5 protein-coding genes and 1 pseudogene are annotated in these 22473 nt (G+C 61.6%); 4 read left to right on the forward strand and 2 right to left on the reverse strand.

Annotated features, from left to right (window positions below; genetic code table 11):
• From ACF8GF_RS16255 to ACF8GF_RS16270, 4 genes and pseudogenes are all read left to right on the forward strand, one after another.
• Positions 1 to 152 (forward strand): annotated as a pseudogene (locus ACF8GF_RS16255) (phosphopantetheine-binding protein); the annotation flags it as partial.
• A gap of 75 nt (positions 153 to 227) precedes the next feature.
• Complete coding sequence (locus ACF8GF_RS16260) at positions 228 to 4865, forward strand: amino acid adenylation domain-containing protein (protein WP_392488198.1); 4638 nt, start codon at positions 228 to 230, stop codon at positions 4863 to 4865.
• Positions 4862 to 17191: a non-ribosomal peptide synthase/polyketide synthase gene (locus tag ACF8GF_RS16265; protein ID WP_392488187.1), complete on the forward strand. Its 12330-nt coding sequence runs from the start codon at positions 4862 to 4864 to the stop codon at positions 17189 to 17191. Before ACF8GF_RS16260 ends, ACF8GF_RS16265 begins: the two co-directional genes overlap by 4 nt.
• Before the next feature lie 32 nt (positions 17192 to 17223).
• Positions 17224 to 18177, forward strand: a complete 954-nt coding sequence (locus ACF8GF_RS16270; protein WP_392488199.1) for an alpha/beta hydrolase fold domain-containing protein — start codon at positions 17224 to 17226, stop codon at positions 18175 to 18177.
• 85 nt (positions 18178 to 18262) lie between these two features.
• On the opposite strand, the gene ACF8GF_RS16275 is transcribed toward ACF8GF_RS16270, so the two are convergent.
• Both ACF8GF_RS16275 and ACF8GF_RS16280 read right to left on the reverse strand, forming a co-directional pair.
• Positions 18263 to 20689, reverse strand: coding sequence for a TonB-dependent siderophore receptor (locus tag ACF8GF_RS16275; protein WP_392488188.1), 2427 nt, complete (start codon positions 20687 to 20689; stop codon positions 18263 to 18265).
• A 118-nt stretch (positions 20690 to 20807) separates the two neighbouring features.
• Entirely contained in the window at positions 20808 to 22457 is a 1650-nt protein-coding gene (locus tag ACF8GF_RS16280) for a cyclic peptide export ABC transporter (RefSeq protein ID WP_392488189.1), read from the reverse strand.
• Positions 22458 to 22473: the final 16 nt, after the last annotated feature.

A 22473-nucleotide genomic window follows, 5' to 3' on the forward strand; every position in this document is an offset into this window, starting at 1 on the left:
GCTACGTGGCCCCGCGCAACGCGCTGGAGCAACAGATCGCGACGATCTGGGCCGAGGTGCTGAAGCTCGATCAGGTCGGTGTGACGGACAACTTCTTCGAACTGGGAGGGGACTCGATCATCTCGATCCAGGTCGTCAGCCGGGCAAGGCAGGCCGGTATCCGCTTCACGCCCAAGGCGCTGTTCCAGCATCAGACCGTACAAGACCTGGCCTCGGTGGCCACGCGCATGGAAGGCAACGGCCCGCAGATCGACCAGGCGCCGGTGATCGGCGAGACACGCTTGCTGCCGATCCAGCAGGCGTTCCTCGAACAGTCGATCGCCGAGCCACATCACTGGAACCAGGCGGTCCTGCTGACCTCGACCAAGGTCATCGATAGCGCCGCGCTGGAGAAGGCCTTGCACGCGCTGCTTGAGCATCACGATGCGTTGCGCCTGCGCTTCACGCCACCCCAGGACGCGGGCGCTTGGCACGCCGCTTATTGTGCGCCGGGCGACGTCGAGGCCGGGTTGCTGTGGGCCGAGACCCTGACCGATCCTGACGCGCTACACGACCTGTGCGAGCGCGCGCAGCGCAGCCTGAACCTGCAGCAGGGGCCGCTGTTGCGCGGTGTATTGGCGACCCTGCCCGATGGCAGCCAGCGCCTGCTTCTGGTGATTCATCACCTGGCGGTGGATGGCGTGTCCTGGCGCATTCTCCTGGAAGACCTGCAAAGCGCCTATGACCGTCACGTGGCAGGTCAGCCTGCCGTGTTGCCTGCCAAGACCACCTCGACCAAAGCCTGGGCCGAACGGCTGCAGGCCTACGCGCAAAGCGAAGCGCTGCAGGCAGAGCTCGGCTATTGGCAGTCGCAGTTGCAAGGGGTTGACCCGCAACTGCCTCTGGACAGGGCGGATGGGTCGTTGCATGGCCGCCACGGCGCGACGGTGCATGCACGCCTGGACCGGCAGCAGACCTCACGGCTGTTGCAACAGGCGCCGACGGCATACCGCACCCAGGTCAACGACTTGCTGCTGACCGCACTGGCCCGGGTGGTTGCCCGTTGGACCCAACGCGAAGACGTGCTGGTGCAACTGGAAGGACACGGCCGTGAGGACCTGTTCGATGCGGTCGACCTGACGCGGACGGTCGGCTGGCTGACCAGCCTCTTCCCCGTGAAGCTGACCGCTGCGTCGGACCTCGGCGCCTCCATCAAGCAGATCAAGGAGCAACTTCGCGCCATCCCAGACAAGGGCATCGGCTATGGCGCGCTGCGCTACCTGGGGGATTCGCACGCGCACAATGTGCTGACTGGCCTGCCAGTGCCCCCCATCACCTTCAATTACCTGGGGCAGCTTGACAGTACCTTTGCCGAAGGCGCGGGCCCGAGCACCCAGCGATTCCTGCAGCCAGCCAGCGAAAGCAGCGGCGCCAGCCAGTCTGCCGAGGCCCTGCTGGAAAACCTGCTGTCGATCAACGGGCAGGTCTATGCCGGCGAGTTGAGCCTCGCCTGGACGTTCAGCCAGGCCATGTTCGACCGCACCACGGTCCGGGCCCTGGCCGACGACTACATGACCGAACTCCAGGCGTTGATCGACCATTGCGTCAGCCAGGGCGCGGTCGGCCTGACACCGTCCGATGTGCCGCTGGCAGCGCTGGACCAGGCCCAGCTGGATGCGTTGCCGATCCCGGCGGCTGCCATCGATGACATCTATCCGCTCTCGCCCATGCAGCAGGGCATGCTGTTTCACACGGTCTTCGAGCAGGGCCAGGGTGAGTACGTCAATCAGATGCGAGTCAACGTCTCGGGGCTGGATATCGAGCGTTTCAAGCGTGCCTGGCAGGCAATGCTGGATCGACACGACGTATTGCGCGCCGCATTCGTCGCCCATCTGGAACGCCCGGTGCAGGTGATTCGCAAGCACGTCGAGCTGCCGTTCGACGTGCTGGACTGGGCCGACCAGGATGACCTCGAGGGGCGTCTGGATGCCTGGGCCGAGGCGGATCGTCGGCGTGGCTTCGACTTGCAGGCCGCACCGTTGCTGCGACTGACGGGCATCCGGACAGGCAGCGGCCGGCATCACCTGATTTTTACCAGCCACCATATCCTGATGGATGGCTGGAGCAATGCGCAGCTGCTGGGCGAGGTGTTGCAACACTACGCCGGCGTTGCCCTGGAGCACCCGGCAGGCCGCTACCGCGACTATATCGAGTGGCTGCAGCGCCAGGACGCGGGGCAGAGCGAGACGTTCTGGCGTCAGCAATTGCTGCACCTCACCGAGCCCACGCGGCTGGCTCAGGCGCTGCGTCAGGATCGCAGCCGCGCGGACACTGGCCATGGCGAACATCATCAGACGCTCGACCCGGCGTGCTTCCAGGCGTTGAGCGCGTTTGCCAGGCAACGGCGGGTGACGGTCAATACCTTGCTGCAGGCTGCCTGGCTACTGCTGTTGCACCGCTATACCGGCCAGGAAGGCGTTGCATTTGGTGCCACGGTTGCCGGGCGGCCGACAGACCTGCGCGGTGTCGAGCAGCAGCTGGGCCTGTTCATCAACACCTTGCCGGTGGCTGGCAGGCTGCAGCCTGACCTGCGGGTGGGGGAGTGGGTCGAACGTCTGCAGGCGCAGAACCTGAGCATGCGCGAACATGAGCACACGCCGCTCTATGACATTCAGCGTTGGGCGGGCTCGGCCGGTGAGCAGTTGTTCGACACGCTGCTGGTGTTCGAGAACTACCCGGTTGGTGAAGTCCTGCAGCAGGGTTCCAGCGCAGGCCTGGTGTTTTCGGGCACGCAGAATCGTGAGCGGACCAACTATCCGTTGACGCTGATGATCGAGTCGGGCAATGCGCTGACGATCCATTACCACTACGACCGTAGCCACCTCGGCGACACCGGCGTCGAACAGATCGCCCGGCACTTTGCCAATCTGCTGCACGCGCTGGTGCAACACGCCGATACTCCTGTCGGTGAACTGCAGATGCTCGATGACCAGGAACAACAGCGCATCGTCCACGACTGGAACCGTACCCAGATGCAGTACCCGCAGGCGCACTGCCTGCCCGAGTTGTTCGAAATGCAGGTCGCGCGTACCCCTGAGGCCCCGGCTCTGCGGTTTGCCGAGCAGACCTTGAACTACCGCGAGCTCAACCAGCGTGCCAACCGGCTGGCGAGCAAGCTGCGCACGTTGGGCGTCGGGCCAGATGTGCTGGTCGCGATTGTCGTCGAACGGTCGGTGGAAATGGTCGTGGGCCTGCTGGCGATTCTCAAGGCCGGCGGCGCCTATGTGCCACTGGACCCGGAATACCCCCGCGAGCGCCTGGCGTACATGATGGAGCAGAGTGGGGCGCACTTGTTGCTGACCCTCAGTCATCTGCTGCCGCAACTGCCCACGCACGGCGCGCAGGCCTGGTGCCTGGACAGCGACTGGCATCAGGTCGAAGGCTTCGATGGCGAGAATCTCGGCATCGTGCAGCACCCCGAGCATCTCGCCTATTGCATCTACACCTCCGGTTCCACCGGTCGTCCCAAGGGGGTCGAGGTACGCCACCAGGCACTGGTCAACTTCCTCGCCAGCATGGCTGTCGAGCCTGGGATCGACGCCAGCGACCGGGTCCTGGCGCTGACTTCGCTGTCGTTCGACATCGCCGGCCTGGAGCTTTACCTGCCGCTGTTGGCCGGGGCTTCGGTGGTACTGCTCGGCGAGCGCCAGAACAAAGACCCGTCGGCGCTGCAGGCGGTGATCGAGCGCCACGCCATCACCACCATCCAGGCCACACCGTCGACCTGGCGCATGCTGCTGCAGGCGCTGCCGGCGCAGACCTTGCGTGGCTGTAAGGTCATCAGTGGCGGTGAGGCGCTGCCTGTCGACCTGGCCGAGCAGCTCCTGCCGTTGTGCGGGCGCATCTGGAACCTTTACGGGCCAACCGAAACGACGATCTGGTCGGCGGCGTACTGCCTGGACAACGAACACCCTTTGCCGTTGCTGGGCAATCCGATCGCCAACACCACCTTACAGGTCATGGCGCACGATCTCTCGACAGCCGCGGCCGGCCTGGCCGGGGAACTGATGATCGGTGGCGATGGCCTGGCCCGGGGGTATCAGCGCCGTGCCGCACTGACCGCCGAGCGCTTCGTCCCGGACCCCTACGATCGTAGCGGGCAGGGCGGTGGCAGGCTCTACCGTACGGGTGACCTGGCCAGCTATCGCAACGATGGCCTGCTCGAGTACGTGGGCCGCATCGACCACCAGGTGAAGGTGCGGGGCTATCGCATCGAACTGGGCGAGATCGAGGCAAGGCTGATTGATGATCCTGCGGTGCGCGAGGCGGTGGTCATCGACATCGATGGGCCTAGCGGCAAGCAACTGGCCGGCTACCTGGTCTCGAACGGCGAAGTGGTCGCGACGGAGGAACAGCGCAGCGCCTTGCGTCGGCACCTGCGCGAGCAGCTGCGCGCGTCCTTGCCGGATTACATGGTCCCCGCGTACCTGACCTGGCTCGATGCGCTGCCGCTGACGCCCAACGGCAAGCTGGACCGCAAAGCCTTGCCCCAGCCCGACCTTGGCGTATCGCAGCAAGGCCATGTCGCGCCGCAGAGCGAGGTCGAGCAGCAGGTCGCTGCCGTCTGGGCACAGCTGCTGAATGTCGAGAAGGTCGGTCTCAATGACAACTTCTTCGACCTGGGAGGGCATTCGCTGCTGGCGCTGTCGGTGCTCTCGCGCTTGCAACTTTCCCTGGGATTGACCGTGGAACCGGCCGTGCTGTTCCAGTACCCGGTCCTGGGCGATTTCGCCAGATACATCGAATCCATCGGCGACGCGTCGGCTTTCGACGAAAAACTGCAGCGTCTGGATATGCTTTTTGAAGAGTTCGAGGTGAATGAATGAGTAATGATGCCGCGCTGAATATCGCCAAGCGTTTTGTCACGCTGCCGTTGGCCAAGCGCAAGCTGTATCTGCAGAAGATGCACGCCGAGAACATTTCTCCGGCCAACTTGCCAGTGCCTTGTACCCAGTCGCTGTTCGACCGCGTCCCGGTATCGTTCGCCCAACAGCGTCAATGGTTCCTGTGGCAGATGGACCCGCAGAGCACGGCCTACAACCTGCCTATCGCTCTGAGACTGCAGGGAGACCTGAATATCGATGCCCTGCGTGGGGCCTTCCAGGCCTTGATTGTGCGGCATCAAACCTTGCGCACCACGTTCGCGTTCGACGACGAGCAGCTTGTGCAGGTCATTCACCCGTCGGAGTCGTTCGAACTCGAAGCGCAGCCAGTCGACATCGGGCCTGCTTCTGCAAGCGATCCTCAGCTCAAGGCATGGGTCGAATCCGAGGCACAGACGCCTTTCGATCTGGAGCGGCAGTGGCCGATCAGGGTCAAGTTGCTGCGTCTGCATGAACATGATCATGTGGTGATCGTCACCCTGCACCACATTGCTACCGATGGCTGGTCAATGCAGGTGCTGGTCGACGAGCTCATCGAGCATTACGCCCATGCCAGTACTGGCGATGCTGTGGAACTGGCACCACTACCTATCCAGTATGCCGACTATGCCATCTGGCAGAGGCACTGGATGGAGGCCGGCGAGCAGGAGCGCCAGCTGGCGTACTGGCAGGCGCACCTGGGGGATGAGCATCCAGTGCTGGAGCTGCCCAGCGACCGTCCACGCCCGGCGACTCAGCGCTTTGAAGGCGCTAGCCTGAAGTTCGAGCTCGAAGCAGGGCTTTGCGGCGTGCTCAAGCAGCAGGCGCAGCAGCAGGGCGTGACGCTTTTCACACTGCTGCTGGCCAGCTTCCAGACCTTGCTGCATCGCTACTCGGGTCAGGATGAAGTGCGTGTCGGGGTTCCTGTCGCCAATCGCAATCGGGTTGAAACCGAGCGTCTGATCGGCTTCTTCGTCAACACTCAGGTACTCAAGGCCGAGTTCAATGACTCCCTGACGTTCACGGGCCTGCTTGGCCAGATGCACAAGACCACGTTGGCGGCCCAGGCTCATCAGGACCTTCCCTTCGAACAACTGGTCGAAGCACTGCACCCGGAACGAAGCCTGAGTCACAGCCCATTGTTCCAGGTCATGTACAACCACCAGACGCAGTCCAGGGGTGATGCTCGGCGTCTCCAGGGGCTGCATGTAGAAGGCATCGCCTGGGAGCGACAGACCGCGCAATTCGACCTGACGCTGAATACTGTCGAGCATGAGCATGGGATTGCGGTAGAGCTCAACTACGCTACCGCGCTGTTCGAAGGTTCGTCGATCGCCCGCATGGCTTCGCATTGGACCCACTTGTTGGAGGCGATCGCCGAGCGGCCTTGGCAACGTGTCGCCGAGTTGCCGATGCTGGGGGCGCAGGAACATCGCGAGATCGTGGAGCAGTGGAACAGCACTCAAGCATCCTACCCTGCCGACCAGGGCATGCATCAGTTGATCGAAGCGCAAGCCCGCGCGACGCCGCAGGCCCCTGCGGTCGTGTTCGGCGAGGATGTCTTGACCTACCGTCAACTGAACCAACGCGCCAACCGGCTCGCCCACGCATTGCGCGACCAAGGGGTAGGCCCGGACGTGCTGGTAGGTATCGCGGTGGAGCGTTCGCTCGAGATGGTGGTCGGGCTGCTCGCCGTTCTCAAGGCCGGGGGCGCGTATGTACCGTTCGATCCGGAGTACCCAGCTGAACGCCTGACTTACATGATGGAAGACAGTGGCATCCGTCTGCTGCTGACTCAAACTGCTCTGCTCCACCAATTGCCGATCGGGCCTGGCGTGGCCTGCATCGTGCTCGATGGCGCAGATGACTGGCTGGCTGCTTACAGCGATGCAGACCCTGTCAACCTCAACTTGCCGGCCGACCTGGCCTACGTGATCTATACCTCCGGCTCCACCGGCAAGCCAAAGGGCGCGGGTAACTCCCATCAGGCACTGGTCAACCGGCTCTGGTGGATGCAGAAGGCCTACGGTCTGGATTACGGCGACACCGTGCTGCAGAAGACCCCCTTCAGTTTCGACGTATCAGTGTGGGAATTCTTCTGGCCACTGTTCACCGGAGCGCGGCTGGCGGTGGCTCGACCTGGCGATCATCGGGATCCCGAACGTCTGGTCGAGGCGATCAGGCAGCACAAGGTCACGACCTTGCATTTCGTTCCGTCGATGCTCCAGGCCTTCATGACCAGCGAGCATGTGGAGCTGTGCGAAACCCTGAAGCGGGTGGTGTGCAGCGGCGAGGCATTGCCTGCTGATCTTTCGGAGCAGGTCCTGGCCAGGCTCCCGCAAGCGGGGCTCTTCAACCTTTATGGCCCGACGGAAGCGGCGATCGACGTTACCCACTGGACCTGTCAGACCCAAGCCAATGGCAGCGTGCCGATCGGCACACCGATCGACAACCTTAAGACCCATATCCTCAGCAGCGCCTTGCTGCCGGTACCTCAAGGTACGGCAGGCGAGCTCTACCTGGGGGGAGTGGGGCTGGCGCGAGGGTATCATCGTCGACCGGGGCTTACGGCCGAGCGGTTCGTGCCCGACCCATATGATCGGAGCGAGCAGGGCGGTGCACGGCTGTATCGCACCGGGGACCTGGCGCGGTACCGTTCGGGTGGAGTGATCGAATACGCAGGCCGCCTCGACCATCAGGTGAAGATACGCGGTCTGCGCATCGAGCTTGGCGAGATCGAGTCCAGGCTCCTGGAGCACGAGAGCGTGCGCGAGGCCGTGGTGATCGACATCGATGGGCCAGGTGGCAAGCAGCTGGCCGCCTACCTGGTTGTCGATGTGCATGCTCGAGAACTGGAAGAACATCTGCGTCGGCACCTCAAGGCCACACTGCCGGACTACATGGTTCCCAGCCATCTGCTGCTTGTTGATGCCCTCCCGCTGACCCCGAACGGTAAGCTGGATCGCAAGGCACTGCCACGGCCTGATGCGCGTCAGCGGCAGAAAAACCATGTGGCGCCGCGTAACGATATCGAGCAGCGAATCGCCGCGATCTGGGCCGACGTGCTCAAACTTGAGCGGGTAGGGGCTACCGACAACTTCTTCGAACTGGGCGGCGATTCGATCATCTCGATCCAGGTGGTCAGCAGAGCCCGGCGCGAGGGCATGACGTTCACCCCCAAGCAGCTGTTCCAGCTCCAGACCGTCGAAGGGCTGGCGGCAGTGGTCGGCAACGGTCAGACCCAGGCCATGCAGATCGATCAGGGCGCTGTGCAGGGAGAGATGCAGCTCCTGCCGATCCACCAGGCATTCTTCGATGATGCCATCGCCGACCGTCACCACTGGAACCAGGCCCTTCTGCTCAAGCCCGGGCAGACCATGGATCTCGACGTGCTCGACCGTGCACTGCAAGCACTTTTGGTCCATCACGATGCGTTGCGTTTGAGCTTTTTGCAGCAGGACAGCGGCGGTTGGTCCGCCTGGTATCGCGAGATTGGCGAACCAGCCCAGGCGGCCAGTCTGTGGCAAGCACAACTTCAGCACCCGTCCGAACTGCCTGGCTTGTGCGAAGAGGCGCAGCGCAGCCTCGATCTGGGGCAAGGGCCACTGCTGCGGGCCGTCCTGGCCGACCTGCCCGACGGTACCCAGCGGTTGTTGCTGGTGATCCACCATCTGGTCGTGGATGGTGTTTCATGGCGAATTCTGCTCGAAGATCTGCAGACTGCCTACCGACAGACGGAGCGCGGTCAAACCATTGTTCTGCCGGCCAAGACCAGTTCCGTCAAGGCATGGGCCGAGGCGCTGCAGACGTATGCCAACACCGAGGTATTGCGTAATGAACTGCCGTATTGGCAGGCGCTGTCGGCGGGTGTCGATACCACGCTCCCTTGCGACAATGCTGACGGCTCGCTGCAGGCCAGGCATGCAGCCGTCGCCCGGACACGGCTCGATCAGCGCTACACCCGCCAGCTCCTGCAGCACGCCCCCGGGGCTTATCGCACCCAGGTCAACGACTTGTTACTGACGGCGTTGGCCAGGGTGATCGCCCGCTGGACGAAGCAGGATGATGTGCTCGTGCAACTGGAAGGGCACGGTCGTGAAGAGCTGTGCGATACCGTCGACCTCAGCCGTACCGTGGGTTGGTTCACTAGCATGTTCCCGGTCAACCTCACCACCGCCGAATCGATGGAGACCTCAATCAAGACCATCAAGGAGCAACTGCGTGCGGTCCCCAACAAGGGGCTTGGGTTTGGTGCGCTGCGCTATCTGGGCGATCGGGAGACCCGCCAGGCCTTGGCGGAGCTGGCACCGCCCAGGATCACCTTCAACTACCTTGGACAGTTCGATGCCAGCTTCGACGAGCCTGCCGACGAACTCCGCGCCGCAGCCTTCCTGGTGCCAGCTGCCGAGCACAGTGGCGCAAGCCGTGCCGAGACAGCGCCACTGGGCAACTGGTTATCGATCGATGGGCAGATATTCAAAGGCGAGCTGAGCCTGAACTGGACCTTCAGCCAAGCCATGTTCGAGATCACGACGGTTGAACGACTGGCAGCCGAATACGCTCGGGAATTGCAGAGCCTGATCGACCACTGCGTGTCCGAAGGTGCATTTGGCAGGACGCCTTCGGATTTCCCGCTGTGCAACTTGAGCCAGTCGCAACTTGACGCGCTGCCTGTCGCCGTCTCCGGAATCGAAGACATCTACCCCCTGTCGCCGATGCAGCAGGGGATGCTGTTCCACAGCGCCTATGAGCAGACCGGAGATTACATCAACCAGATGCGCGTCGACGTCCAGGGCCTGGACGTGGCGCGGTTCGATCAGGCCTGGCAAGCGATGGCGGCGCAGCATGATGTCCTGCGGGCCAGTTTCATCACGCTGTACGAGCAGCCATTTCAGATCATTCGCCAGCAGGTGCAGATACCCTGCATCGAGCTGGACTGGTCGGCGCACGAAGACCTGCAGCAGGAGCTTTCCGTCTGGGCCGAAAATGATCGGCGCAGGGGGTTCGACCTGCTGAGTGATCCACTGCTCAGGATCACCGCGATCCGTACTGGCCCCGACAGCCATCACCTGATCTATACCAGCCACCATATCCTCATGGATGGCTGGAGCAACTCGCAGTTGCTTGGCGAGGTCCTGCAGCACTACGCGGGGCAGCCGGCCGAGCGTAAGCCAGGACGTTACCGTGACTACATCCAGTGGCTGCAGGCCCAGAGCAGGGATCGCAGCGAGGTCTTCTGGCGGGAGCAATTGCAGGATCTGCAGGAGCCGACACATCTGGCGCTAGTATTCCGACAAGGCAAGTCGAACCAGGACAGCGGTTATGCCGATCATTATCAGGTGCTGGACTGGCAGCCCTCCCTGAGTGAGTTCGCCCGTGAGCGACGGGTCACCGTCAATACGCTGGTGCAAGCAGCCTGGTTGTTGCTTCTGCAACGCCATACTGGCCAGGAATGCGTCGCCGTGGGCGCCACGGTCGCTGGCCGGCCGGCGGAAGTGGCTGGCGCTGAACATCAGCTGGGCCTGTTCATCAATACCTTGCCGGTGATCAACCGGCTACAGCCGACGATGACCGTGGCGCAATGGGTCACCGAGTTGCAGGGCCGGAACCTGGCATTGCGTGAGCACGAACACACAGCGCTGTATGACGTCCAGCGTCTGGCGGGCGTGGCTGCGGATGGGCTGTTCGATACCTTGCTGGTGTTCGAGAACTACCCTGTTTCCGAGGCGTTGCGCGAAGGTGCTCCCGCAGGCTTGACGTTCACTGATACGCACATTCACGAGCAGACCAACTACCCGTTGACCTTGGCCATAGGCTTGGGTGCGCAACTGTCCGTTCACTACAGCTATGACCGTTCCAGCTTCAGCGACCGTGACATCGAGCAGATCGCCGGGCACTTTGCCAATTTGCTGCATGCCATCATCCAGAAACCGCAACGCCTCATCGCCGAGCTGCCGATGTTGGGTGTGGATGAATACCGTCGCATCGTGGAGGAGTGGAACCACACGACGGTCAGCTATCCGGGTTCGCACTGCGTGCATCAGCTATTCGAGACACAGGCTCTGCAAAGGCCCGATGCCATTGCACTGGTTTTTGCGGGGCAGCAGCTCACTTACCGACAGCTCAATGCCCGCGCCAATGCCCTGGCGCACAGCTTGCGGGATCGCGGGGTGGGCCCGGACGTATTGGTCGGCATTGCCCTGGAACGTTCGGTGGACATGGTTGTGGGGTTGCTGGCGATCCTGAAAGCAGGAGGGGCCTATGTGCCCCTCGACCCTGAGTATCCACAGGACCGTCTGGCGTACATGATCGAAGACAGCCGTATCCAACTGCTGTTGACCCATCGAGATGTTCAGTTGCCGGCTTGTCCGCATATCCAGGCCATTATGCTAGACGGGCCGGACGACGATCTGCCGCGCGAAGCTGACAACCTGACGTTTGCGGGGCACCCCGGGAACCTGGCCTATGTGATCTATACCTCGGGCTCGACGGGTAAGCCAAAAGGTGCGGCCAATACCCATGAAGCGCTTCTGAACAGGCTCTTCTGGATGCAGGAAGCCTACGCATTGGGCTCCGATGACAAGGTGCTGCAGAAAACCCCTTTCAGCTTCGATGTTTCGGTGTGGGAGTTCTTCTGGCCTTTGATGACGGGAGCCCGGCTGGTGCTTGCCCAGCCAGGCGAGCATCGCGATCCGGCGATGCTGATGCGTCTGATCGAGTCCGAAGCGATCACCACCTTGCACTTCGTGCCATCAATGCTGCACGCCTTCATCAGCGGCGACAGCCCGCAGGCGGCTTGCACGTCGCTACGGCGGGTGATGTGTTCTGGCGAGGCGCTGCCTCTGGAGTTGCAGCGCAGCGCGATGGCATTGTTGCCGGGTGCCCAGTTCTACAACCTGTACGGGCCTACCGAAGCGGCCATCGATGTCACCCATTGGCATTGTGTGGACGAACAGAGCCACAGCGTTCCGATCGGCAAGCCTATTGCCAACCTGCGTACCTACATTCTTGACGATGAGCTCAATCCGGTGCCGCCGCCCGTCACGGGCGAGCTGTATCTGGGCGGTATTGGCCTGGCGCGCGGCTACCATGAACGAGCGATGCTGACGGCCGAGCGTTTCTGTGTCAGCCCTTTCGGTGACGGGGAGCGTCTGTACCGTACGGGCGACCTGGCACGACAGCGTGAAGACGGGGTGATCGAGTACGCTGGGCGGATCGACCACCAGGTGAAGATCCGCGGCCTGCGTATCGAGCTTGGCGAAATCGAGGCGAGCCTGCTGGAGCACCCGGCCGTGCAGGAGGCTGCAGTTCTGGCAATTGATCTCGCGACCGGCAAGCAGCTCGTGGCCTTTGTCGTTATCGACCAGGAAGACCACCTGAGCGATGTGAAGGCTGTGCTGGCCCGACGACTGCCGGATTACATGGTGCCTTACCATTATGTCCTGCTCGACAGCATGCCGCTGTCTCCCAACGGCAAGCTGGACCGCAAGCGTCTGCCGATGCCCGAGCTCAAAGCTACCGTGCAGCAATACACCGCCCCAGGTAACGAAGTCGAAGGCGCCCTGGCGCAGATCTGGCAAGAAGTCCTGCAGCGGGAAAAGGTAGGTATCCACGACAATTTCTTCGAACTCGGTGGCGACTCGATCGTGTCGATCCGGATCGCCAGCAAGGCGCGACTCGCTGGTTACGAGGTCTCTCCGAAACGGGTATTCGAGCACCAGACCATCGCTCAACTGGCCGCGACGCTGGAGCACCAGGCGCCAGCTTCCGAAGCGCCGGTCATTGCACGTGTCGTCGTCAGTGAAGCACAACGAGCGCTGTTGCCGCTGCCCGCCGACGTCATCGAAGATGTCTACCCGCTCTCGCCGATGCAACAAGGCATGCTGTTCCATTCCATCGAGGAGAAGGGGGAAGGGCTGTACATCCATCAGGTCAGCTTGCCGGTGACCGGCCTGAAGACGGAGCGCTTCATTCGGGCATGGGCTGCGGTGACAGCCCGTCACGAAGTACTGCGCACCAGTTTCCACTGGGCCGGGCTGTCTGAGCCGCTGCAGGTTGTCCATGCACATGCACAGATGCCCGTGCGGGAAGTCGATCTGCAGGGCAGCGAGGCGCCTGAGGCCATTTTGCAGGCGCTTGCCCATGAAGAGTGGCTGAACGGTTTCGACCTGACGCAGGCGCCTCTGCATCGGCTGTTGCTGGTGAAGCTGGACTCGAACACCTATCACATGATCTGGACCAGCCACCACATCCTGATGGATGGCTGGAGCACTTCCCGGCTGTTTGCCGAGGTCATGCAGCACTACGCCGACAAACCGGTGTCCGGTACTGTCGGCCGCTATGGTGATTTTATCGCGTGGCTGAAGTCTCAGGACAAGGGGCGGCAGGAGGCGTTCTGGCGTGAAAGTCTGACCGGTGTCGAGCCCACCTTGCTGGCCCAGACGATTCACCCGCGGCACAGCTCTACCGAAACCGGGCACAACGCACTTTATTCGCGCTGGGACAACGCGTGGACGACGCGTCTGCAGGATTACTGCCGAAGCCTGAGGATCACGCCCAACACCGTGATCCAGGGCGCCTGGTTGCTGTTGCTGCAACGTTACACGGGCAAATCTGCAGTTACCTTCGGGGCGACCGTCGCCGGTCGGCCGGAGTCGCTGCCGGACGCCGACAGCACCTTGGGTCTGTTCATTAATACGTTGCCGGTATCGCAGGAACTTGATCCGACCGCGTGCCTGGAAGACTGGCTCCGTGACCTGCAGGCATACAACCTGGAGCTGCGCAACTGGTCGCATACCCCACTAAACGATGTCCAGAGGTGGTCAGGTACCCCAGGACAGACGCTGTTCGACAGCATCATCGTGTTCGAGAATTACCCGATCGACGAGAGCATGCGTGAGTCATCCGATACCGAAGTAGGCTTTGGCGAATCCAGTGGCGTGGGTGTCACAAACGTCCCCATGGACTTGGCTGTACACCTCAACGACACGTTGTCGATCGAATACTTGTACCTGCGCAACAGTTTCAGTGAGGCGTCGGTACACGGCATCCGCCAGACCATGGAAGCCACGCTCGACGCCATGCTGGGCCAGCCTCGGGCTCGAATCGGCAATCTCCAGTGCCTGCCGCCTGCACAACTGGAGCAGGCAGCGCGATGGGGCGCTGAACCTGCGACGGTTTACGGTGGGCAGACATTGGCTCAGTCGATCGCAGCGCAAGCGCTGCGCCAACCTGATGCCATCGCGCTGGTGTGTGCCGAGCGCAGCCTCTCTTATGCGGAGCTGGAGCAGCAGGCCGAGCGCCTTTGCACCGTGCTGCGGCTCAAGGGGGCAGCGCCCGAAGTGATCGTCGGCGTCGCCCTGGAACGGTCGCTAGAGTTGGTCGTGACATTGCTGGCGATCATGAAGACGGGTGCCGCCTACGTACCTCTGGATCTTGAGTATCCTGCCGATCGTCTGGCCTGGATGATCGAAGATTCTGGCATGGAGCTGCTGGTGACACGCCGCTCGCTGCTCCAGTGCCTTCCGTCACTGGAACGCGTGCAAGTGGTCGAGCCTGACGACGATTATCCTGTCCAGCAGCCCGCGCTGCCTCCGGCGACCATCGAAGATAGCAACCTGGCCTACCTGATCTACACATCAGGTTCGACCGGCAAGCCCAAGGGCGTGGCCGTTGCTCAGGGACCATTGAGTCGGCATTGCCAGGCTATCGTGGAACGATATGAAATGGGGCCGTCGACGCGAGAGCTGCATTTCATGTCGTTCGCTTTCGATGGTGCTCAGGAGCGCTGGCTGAGTACCTTGCTCAGCGGTGGCACGCTGGTGATTCGCGACGGTGACTTGTGGACCGTGGAGCAGACCCTGGAGGCCTTGTGGCGCCAGCGCATCACCATCGCCTGCTTCCCTCCGGCCTACCTGAAACAGTTGGCAGAGGCGGTGCAGGCCAGTGGCGATCAGCCGCCACCGGTGCTGATCTACTGCTTCGGTGGTGATGCGGTACCCGAACAGACATTCGAGCAGGTCAGGATTGCGCTCAAGCCTTCCTGGCTGACCAATGGCTATGGCCCGACCGAAACGGTTGTGACGCCGCTTCTGTGGAAGGTGCCAGCTGACGGTCATTGTGCGGCTGCCTATGCGCCTATTGGACATGCTGTAGGTCTGCGCTCCCTTCGCGTACTCGATGACGAGCTCAATTCTCTGCCTCCAGGATTCGCGGGCGAATTGATGATTGGCGGTGACGGGGTGGCTCGCGGCTATCACGGCCGTGCAGCCCTGACGGCGGAGCGCTTCGTGCCCGACCCTCTGGGTAAGGACGGAGCGCGTATCTACCGCAGTGGTGACCTGGTACGTCGACGGGATGATGGCGTGGTCGACTACGTGGGCCGTATCGACAATCAGGTCAAAATCAGGGGGTTCCGGATCGAGCTCGGTGAAGTCGAAGCGGTGCTGCGCACCCGGGACGGTGTGCGGGACGCCGTAGTGGTGGTGCACGAAACGCCGGTGGGCAAGCAACTGATCGGGTATGTGGTAGGCGAAGACACGCGCATGGCGAAGGCATTGAAAGCTGCATTGGCCGCTGAATTGCCGGAGTACATGGTGCCGTCGCAGATCATCGTGTTGTCCGCGTTCCCGGTTACGCCAAACGGCAAACTCGATCGCAAGCGCCTCCCGGCGCCGATCTTCGAATCGACAGGGCATGTCGCGCCTCGTAACGAACAGGAGCGGTTGCTGGCACAGATCTGGGAAGAGGTGTTGCAGGTCGATTCCGTCGGCATAACGGACAACTTTTTCGAAATGGGCGGCGACTCCATCCTCAGTCTGCAGGTTGTGTCTCGAGTGAGAAACCACCCGACCTTGGACATGGATCTTAAACTGCGTGATGTGCTGCGTTATCAGACCATCGTGGCGATTATCGGCAAGCAGGATCTGGCCGATCGCGTGCCCGAGCAGGTCGCCGAGACCGGAGCGGTCGACGGCCTGTTCAATCTGCTGCCCATCCAGGAATGGATGTTCGCCGAGGATCTTCCGGACCCGTCGCACTTCAACCAGGCCCTGATGCTCAAGCCGCGCATCGCTCTAGACTTGGAGGCGCTCGAGCAAGCGCTTGCATGCATCGAAGAGCACCATGACGCCTTGCGGCTGCGCTTCGTCCAGGAGAACGGTCGTTGGATGCAACGCTACCTGACGCCCGGTGAGGTCAGGCAACCGCTGCTGCAACGTGAACAGGCTGGTGATGAGCAGGCGCTGATGACGCTGGCCAATCAGGCGCAACGCAGTCTGGGGCTTGTCGATGGACCTGTCTGGCGAGCACTGCACGTTCAGCTTGCCGACGGGCAGGCGCGACTGTTGTTGGTTATTCATCACCTGGTCATGGACGGTGTTTCATGGCGGGTATTGCTCGAAGACCTGCAGCAGGCCTACCAAGCCTGTACCCAAGGTGACAGGCCAGTATTGCCTGCTCGCACCACGAGCTACAGGGCTTGGGCAGAGCGGCTGCGAACAGAGGCGGAAACGATTGCCGCGCAACAGGGTGAGTGGTGGCTCGCTCAACTCGAGCCGCTGTCGAACGAGTTTCCTTGCGACAACCCGCGGGGGCGCAACGAGGTGAGCGAGCAGGCGGCCGCCCATCTGTACCTGACACGGGAAAAGACCGCGCAGTTGCTCAAACAGGCGCCTGCAGCCTATCGCACCCAGGTGAACGACATTCTGCTGGCGGCTCTGGCACGTGTGTTGTGCCGTTGGAGCCGCGAAGATGCCGCATTGATTCAACTCGAAGGGCATGGTCGCGAAGACCTTTACGAAGGCGTGGATCTGTCCCGGACCGTGGGCTGGTTCACCAGCATGTTCCCGGTACGTCTTGCGCCTGGGGATGCGGCGGCGGTCGGTGAGTCGATCCAGGCGACGCAACGACAACTGGCGGCGGTATCTGACAAAGGTGTCGGCTATGGCGTGTTGCGTTATCTGGGCGAGCCAAGGATGCGTGAGCGCCTTGCCGCTGCCGCTCAACCACGTGTGACGTTCAACTATTTCGGTCAGTTCGACCAAAGCTTCGACAAACACGCCTTGCTTGAGCCCGCGCCGGAAGGTTCGGGCGACTGCTACAGCCCGAGGGCGCGCCTGGCCAACTGGTTGGAAATCGTCGGTCAAGTCTACGATGGCTCACTTTCATTGCGGTGCGTGTACAGCAAGCGCCGCTATCGGGCGCAGACCATCGACGCCTTGATGGACAGCTACCGCGAAGAACTTGAACTGCTGATCGACCACTGTCTCTCCGTGACTGGCGCTGCTTGAATGCAAGCGCCAGGCGGTTTTTTTCAAGGAATATCAAGTTGAACAACGATCTGGAAGCGTTTCTCGATCTGGTTGCCATGAACCCACAGGACCAGGCCTTGCATCAGCTTGGCCCGGTTCAGGCTCGCACGAGTTTCGAACTGGCCACGCAGCGTCTGCGCTGGCAGGCACCGGAGGACCTGGAGATCGGTACGCTGACCTGTACCGCGCGCGATGGTGTGGCCTTGCCGCTGCGTGTGTACAAACCTGCGCAGGCCGATGGCCGGCCGCTGCCGGCGCTGGTATATTTTCACGGCGGCGGCTTTGTCGTCGGCAGTCTGGATTCCCATGATGGCGTATGTCGTGAGCTGTGCGCACGATCGGGCTGCGCGGTGGTTTCGGTGGGCTATCGTCTGGCCCCCGAACATCGTTTCCCAACGGCTTTCGAGGACGGTTGGGATGTGCTCAAGGCGTTGCCCTCGTTGGCCCAGGCACAGGGCCTGGACCTGCAACGCGTCGTCCTTGCGGGCGACAGCGTAGGCGCCACTCTGGCCACCGCCCTGGCCCTGTATTGCGCCATGCAAGGCCAGGCTGCTGCGGTCCGGCCAATCGGGCAAGTGCTGTGTTACCCAGTCACGGACGCGGGAGGCGAATACGCCTCTCGTACCCTGTTCGGGGAGGGGTATCTGCTGGAGGACGAAACGCTCGAGTGGTTCTACGACCTCTATGCACGCGAACCGCTGGATCGTCACGACTGGCGCTTTTCGCCGTTGCGCGCCGAGAGCCTGAGCGGTGTCGCTCCTGCCGTTGTCTTGCTGGCCGGCCTGGACCCATTGCTGGATGAAGGGCAAGCGTACGCCGAGCGCTTGCAAGCATCCGGGGTGAAAGTGGAAATCATCCTGGCACCGGACATGCCCCATGACCTGCTGCGCATGATGTCAGTGACTGAAGAAGTTTCGACAGTTTACGATCGATTGGTCGGCAGCCTCCTTGCCCTGATCGCTTAACCTGCCTGGTATAGCTGCTCATGTAAAACGCCCCAGGTGTTGGACTTTCATCCAGCACCTGGGGCGCAGTTCACATCGAGGCGAATCAGTTTTCGTAGCGCAGGGTAATAGCAAAGTTGCGCGGGGCGCCGTAGTAGTTGCCGGTGTCTTCGCTGAAGATGGCAGTGTAGTACTTCTCGTCAAACACGTTGTTGAGGTTCAACTGAACACTGACATTGTGGTTGACGCGAAAATTGGCGTTGAGATCGACCAGGTTGTAAGCGCTTTGGGTGATGTTGTTCAGGTACAGCTTGCTTTGGTGATAAATGCTGGTACCCACTCGCCACTGGTCCAGTTCACCCGGCAGCTGATAGGTGGTAGCCGCCTTGAACAGTCGCTGAGGTGAGTTTTCCGTACCGTAGGTATCGCCCTTGTTGGCACCGGCAACGTACTTGGGATGGCTGTAGGTGTAACCCATCGAGGCATTCCACCCTGGCATCAGCTCGCCAGACACTTCAGCATCAAAACCTTGGTTGCGCACCTTGGCACCTTCGGTATAGCAGCGTGCATCGCGGTTCGGTCCGCAGACACGGCCGGCCTCGGGCACGACCTGGGGCAGCCCTGTCAGATCGACCTGGAAAAGCGCCAGAGAAGTGTTGAGCCTGCCGTCGAACAGCTCGTTCTTCAGGCCGATCTCGTAGTTGCTACCCGTCGTGGGGGCGAGCAGCTTGTTGTCGACACTGTAGTTGCTTTGCAGTTTGTAGATTTCAGTGTAACTGGCGTAAACCGATGTCTGATCGGTGATGTCATAAACGATGCCGCCGTATGGAATGACCTTGCGGTCTTCCTTGAAACGGTCGGTTTCCCATGGCCCCTGGGTATCGTAATCGACCCAGCTCAAGCGGCTGCCGAGGATCACATGGAGGTCGTCGGTTGGATTGAGACGGGTAGCCGCGTAGATCCCTTTGTCCTTGCGCACATGGTGGCTCGGTGTGAGGTTCCCGACTATTTCCGGTTTGGGGAATTGCGAAGAATCGAAGTCGAGGACATCCACTTCAGGGAAGATAGCTGGCGAGCCGGTCACATACTGCAGGCGATCGCGGCGCACACTTGTGCCGATAACGACTTCATGCTTTTGGCCCATCAAGTGGAACGCACCGTTCAGTGCAGCGTCCAGGTTGATCTGCTCGTCATCGTACCGGGCGCTATTAGGGTAGTACTTCATCGTCGAGTCGGTCTCGCCGGTGTGGTAGCCGACCTGCGCGAGAAAATCTGCATTGGACCAAATGAGATTGGTCGCGACTGTCAGGTTCCAGTCTTCGTTGAACGAGTGCTTGATATCGGCGAAGACGTTGCGGTTCAGCTTGTCCAGATAGGCCCATTTACCGGCCAGCGAGGTCGAGCGGGAGAAATCGTAGAAACTGCCGTCCTGATGTGTTGGCAGCCCACCCCAGTCGTAGCCGTTGTTGTTATCCTGCTGCAACGAGCCGCCAACTGTCAGGGTGGTCGAATCACTCAGGTCCGCTTCGCCGATGGCGTAGAACAGCTGGTTTTCCTTGCCAGCGTAGTCCTGGTAGCTATTGCGGTTGTTATACATCAGTACCGTTCGACCGCGCAGGGTTCCTTCGGCGTTCAACGGGCCGCCGACATCCAGCTGGGTTCGGTAGTTATCCCATGAACCCGCACCGACCTCGGCCTTGAGCTGATATTCCCGGGTAGGCCGTTTGCGCACCATGTTGATGGCCGCCGACGGGTTGCCCGCACCTTGCAGCAGGCCATTGGCGCCACGCACGATCTCGACCCGATCATACATGGCCATGTTGTTCACGGACATGACGTCCATCGAGAAGCTCTCGGTGACGCTGGTCGGCAGGCCGTCGACCTGCAGGTCGTCTACCTGAAAACCGCGCGAGTAATACAGTGGACGCTCGGTGCCGAAACCCTTGACGGTATTGATCCCGGTCGCGGCCATGGCCACGTCTTCCAGGGACTGCATGTTCTGGTCGTCCATCTGTTGGCGGGTGACGACGCTGACCGACTGGGGTGTCTCGCGGGGCGACAGCCCCAGCCGGGTGGCTGTGCTGGTCACGCCCGTGGTGTACGAACCTGTGTTCTCGGTCGTTGCACCCAAGGCAGCGGACTGGATGCTCGTGGCATCGAGCAACATTGCGCTGCCACCTTCGTAGGCCGCCTGCAAGGTCAAGGTGTTGTCGCGCAACTGATAGCGCAGGCCACTCTCCCTGAGCAGGATACGGACCGATTCATCCAGACTGTAACGACCGCTCAATGCACCCGAGCGCAGGTTCTGTATGGCATCAGGTTCATACAACACCTGCACGTCGGTCTGCTCTGCAAATGCCTTCAGCGCCGAGCTCAAGGGCTGTGCCGGGATATTCAAGGTCAGTTGCTGATCTTGCGCCTGGACGGCCAAGGGCAGGGCCAGGGTCAGGGCCAGTGCTGGCAGTTGGGCGTTGAATGCGCGTCGAAGGCCAAGCGCCCGGGTCAAGTGATTCAATCGAAGGTGGGTGGGCATTTCGGTGCTCGTTGTAGATGTTGAGTGGATAGGCTGGGCAGATCTTTTTTTAGGGTGACTAGGGGTATGACGCACGGCTGATGACAAACCGGAATGCAAATGTTTCGCTTTCACTGCATCAGGCGACGCACGCCTCGACGACCACCTTGCCGGCCGCCATGCGCACCAGCTGGTCGGCGACATCGAAATAGCGGTCATCGTGGCTGATGACGATGATTGTCTTGCCCAGGCGCTTCAGTTCGGGCAGCAGCTCGGTGTAGAAGATGCGCCGGAAGGTCGGGTCCTGGTCTGCAGCCCACTCATCGAACACCAGCACCGGGCGCTCTTCGAGCCAGGCATTGATCAGCGCCAGCCGCTTGCGTTGCCCGGTCGAGAGGTCGGTGGTGGTGAAGCTGCCGTCGCGGATGCTGACCTTGTGTGCGATTTCCAGCCTCTTGAGATAGACCTCAGCGCTCTCTGGCACCTGCTTGGCGCCCAGGAAGGGGTCGTCGAACAGGTAGTAATCGGAAAAGATGGTGGTGAAGAGCTGGCGATAATCGTCGCGATCCCGCGCGGTGATGGGCTGGTCGTTGATGCGAATCTCGCCTTGTTGCGGCGGGTACAGCCCTAGCAGCAGCTTGATCAGGGTGGTCTTGCCACAGCCGTTCTCGCCGACGATGAAGACGATATCGCCCTGGCGGATCTGCAGGTTTACCGGCCCCAGGGTAAACGGTGCGTTGCCGTCGACCGGGGGGAAGGCAAAGCGCACGTCACGCAGCTCAAGGCTGTGCAAGGCGGGCAGCTGGCTGGCCTTGTCTTCGAGCAGCAGGTGCGGCTCCGGGGAGGAAAACTGCTCGGACAACTCGGCAATCCGGCGGAAGGCGATCTGGGCCCGGCTAACGATGGGTAGCGTTCCTACGAGGTATTCGAGCGGGCCTTTCATGTACAGCAGCACCAGCACGAATCCGCTCATTACTTCTTTGTCGGCGTTAGGCCACAGGGATTGCAGGGCAAGCGCCAGGCCTATGACTACGAAGAACAGCATGGAGCCGAAGGTCTTGGCAATGACGAAGGTATTGATGGAGCGGATCTGAATATCGCGTATCTGGTCGGCCGTCCCTTGGATGTTGCGGCTGAACATGCGCTGACGGCGTGCACGGTGGATGCGCAGCTCCTTGGCGCCTCCGGCGATCGCATTGTAGTGCCGTTGCAGTTCATCTTCGGCATCCCGCGCCGCGACGAACCCTCGAATGCCCTTGGACCGGGCGATGTACTGGACAATGGTCCCGAGCGCGATGGCCGCCAGCATCAGCAGGAACATGGGCAAGGACAGCATGGCCAGGTAGCCCAGGCAGCCGAGGGTGGCGGTCAGGGCGATTGCCAAGGGCGCGAAGGCGAAGGCGAAATCGCTGATGGTGTCCACGTCGTGCGTCAACACCGGGATCAGCCGATGGCTGCGATAGCGCTCGATCTGTTCGATGGGGGCCGACAGGACTTTCTCGCCCAGCGCCTTGCGCAAGGCGGCAATAATGTTCTGGCCCACTCGGTTGCTACCGATGTCGGAAAACACCGAGCTGGTGAGGGCGACCAGGCAAAGCCCGGCGAAGCCCCAGACCACGCCTTGGGTCAAGCCGGTGTCGTCGTGCAGGGCCCGGTTGATGGTGGCCAGCAGGACGGTGATGCTGAGGCCGCCGACCATGCCCAGGATGACGGAAAGCGCGACGGTGTATTTAAACGGCTTGAGCAGGGCGAAGAGGTCCTGCATGGCGCCGCGGGTGGACTGGGACATGATGTACTCCTGAGTA

The sequence above is a fragment of the Pseudomonas sp. yb_5 genome, assembly GCF_043103865.1.
Classification (GTDB): domain Bacteria; phylum Pseudomonadota; class Gammaproteobacteria; order Pseudomonadales; family Pseudomonadaceae; genus Aquipseudomonas; species Aquipseudomonas putida_Y.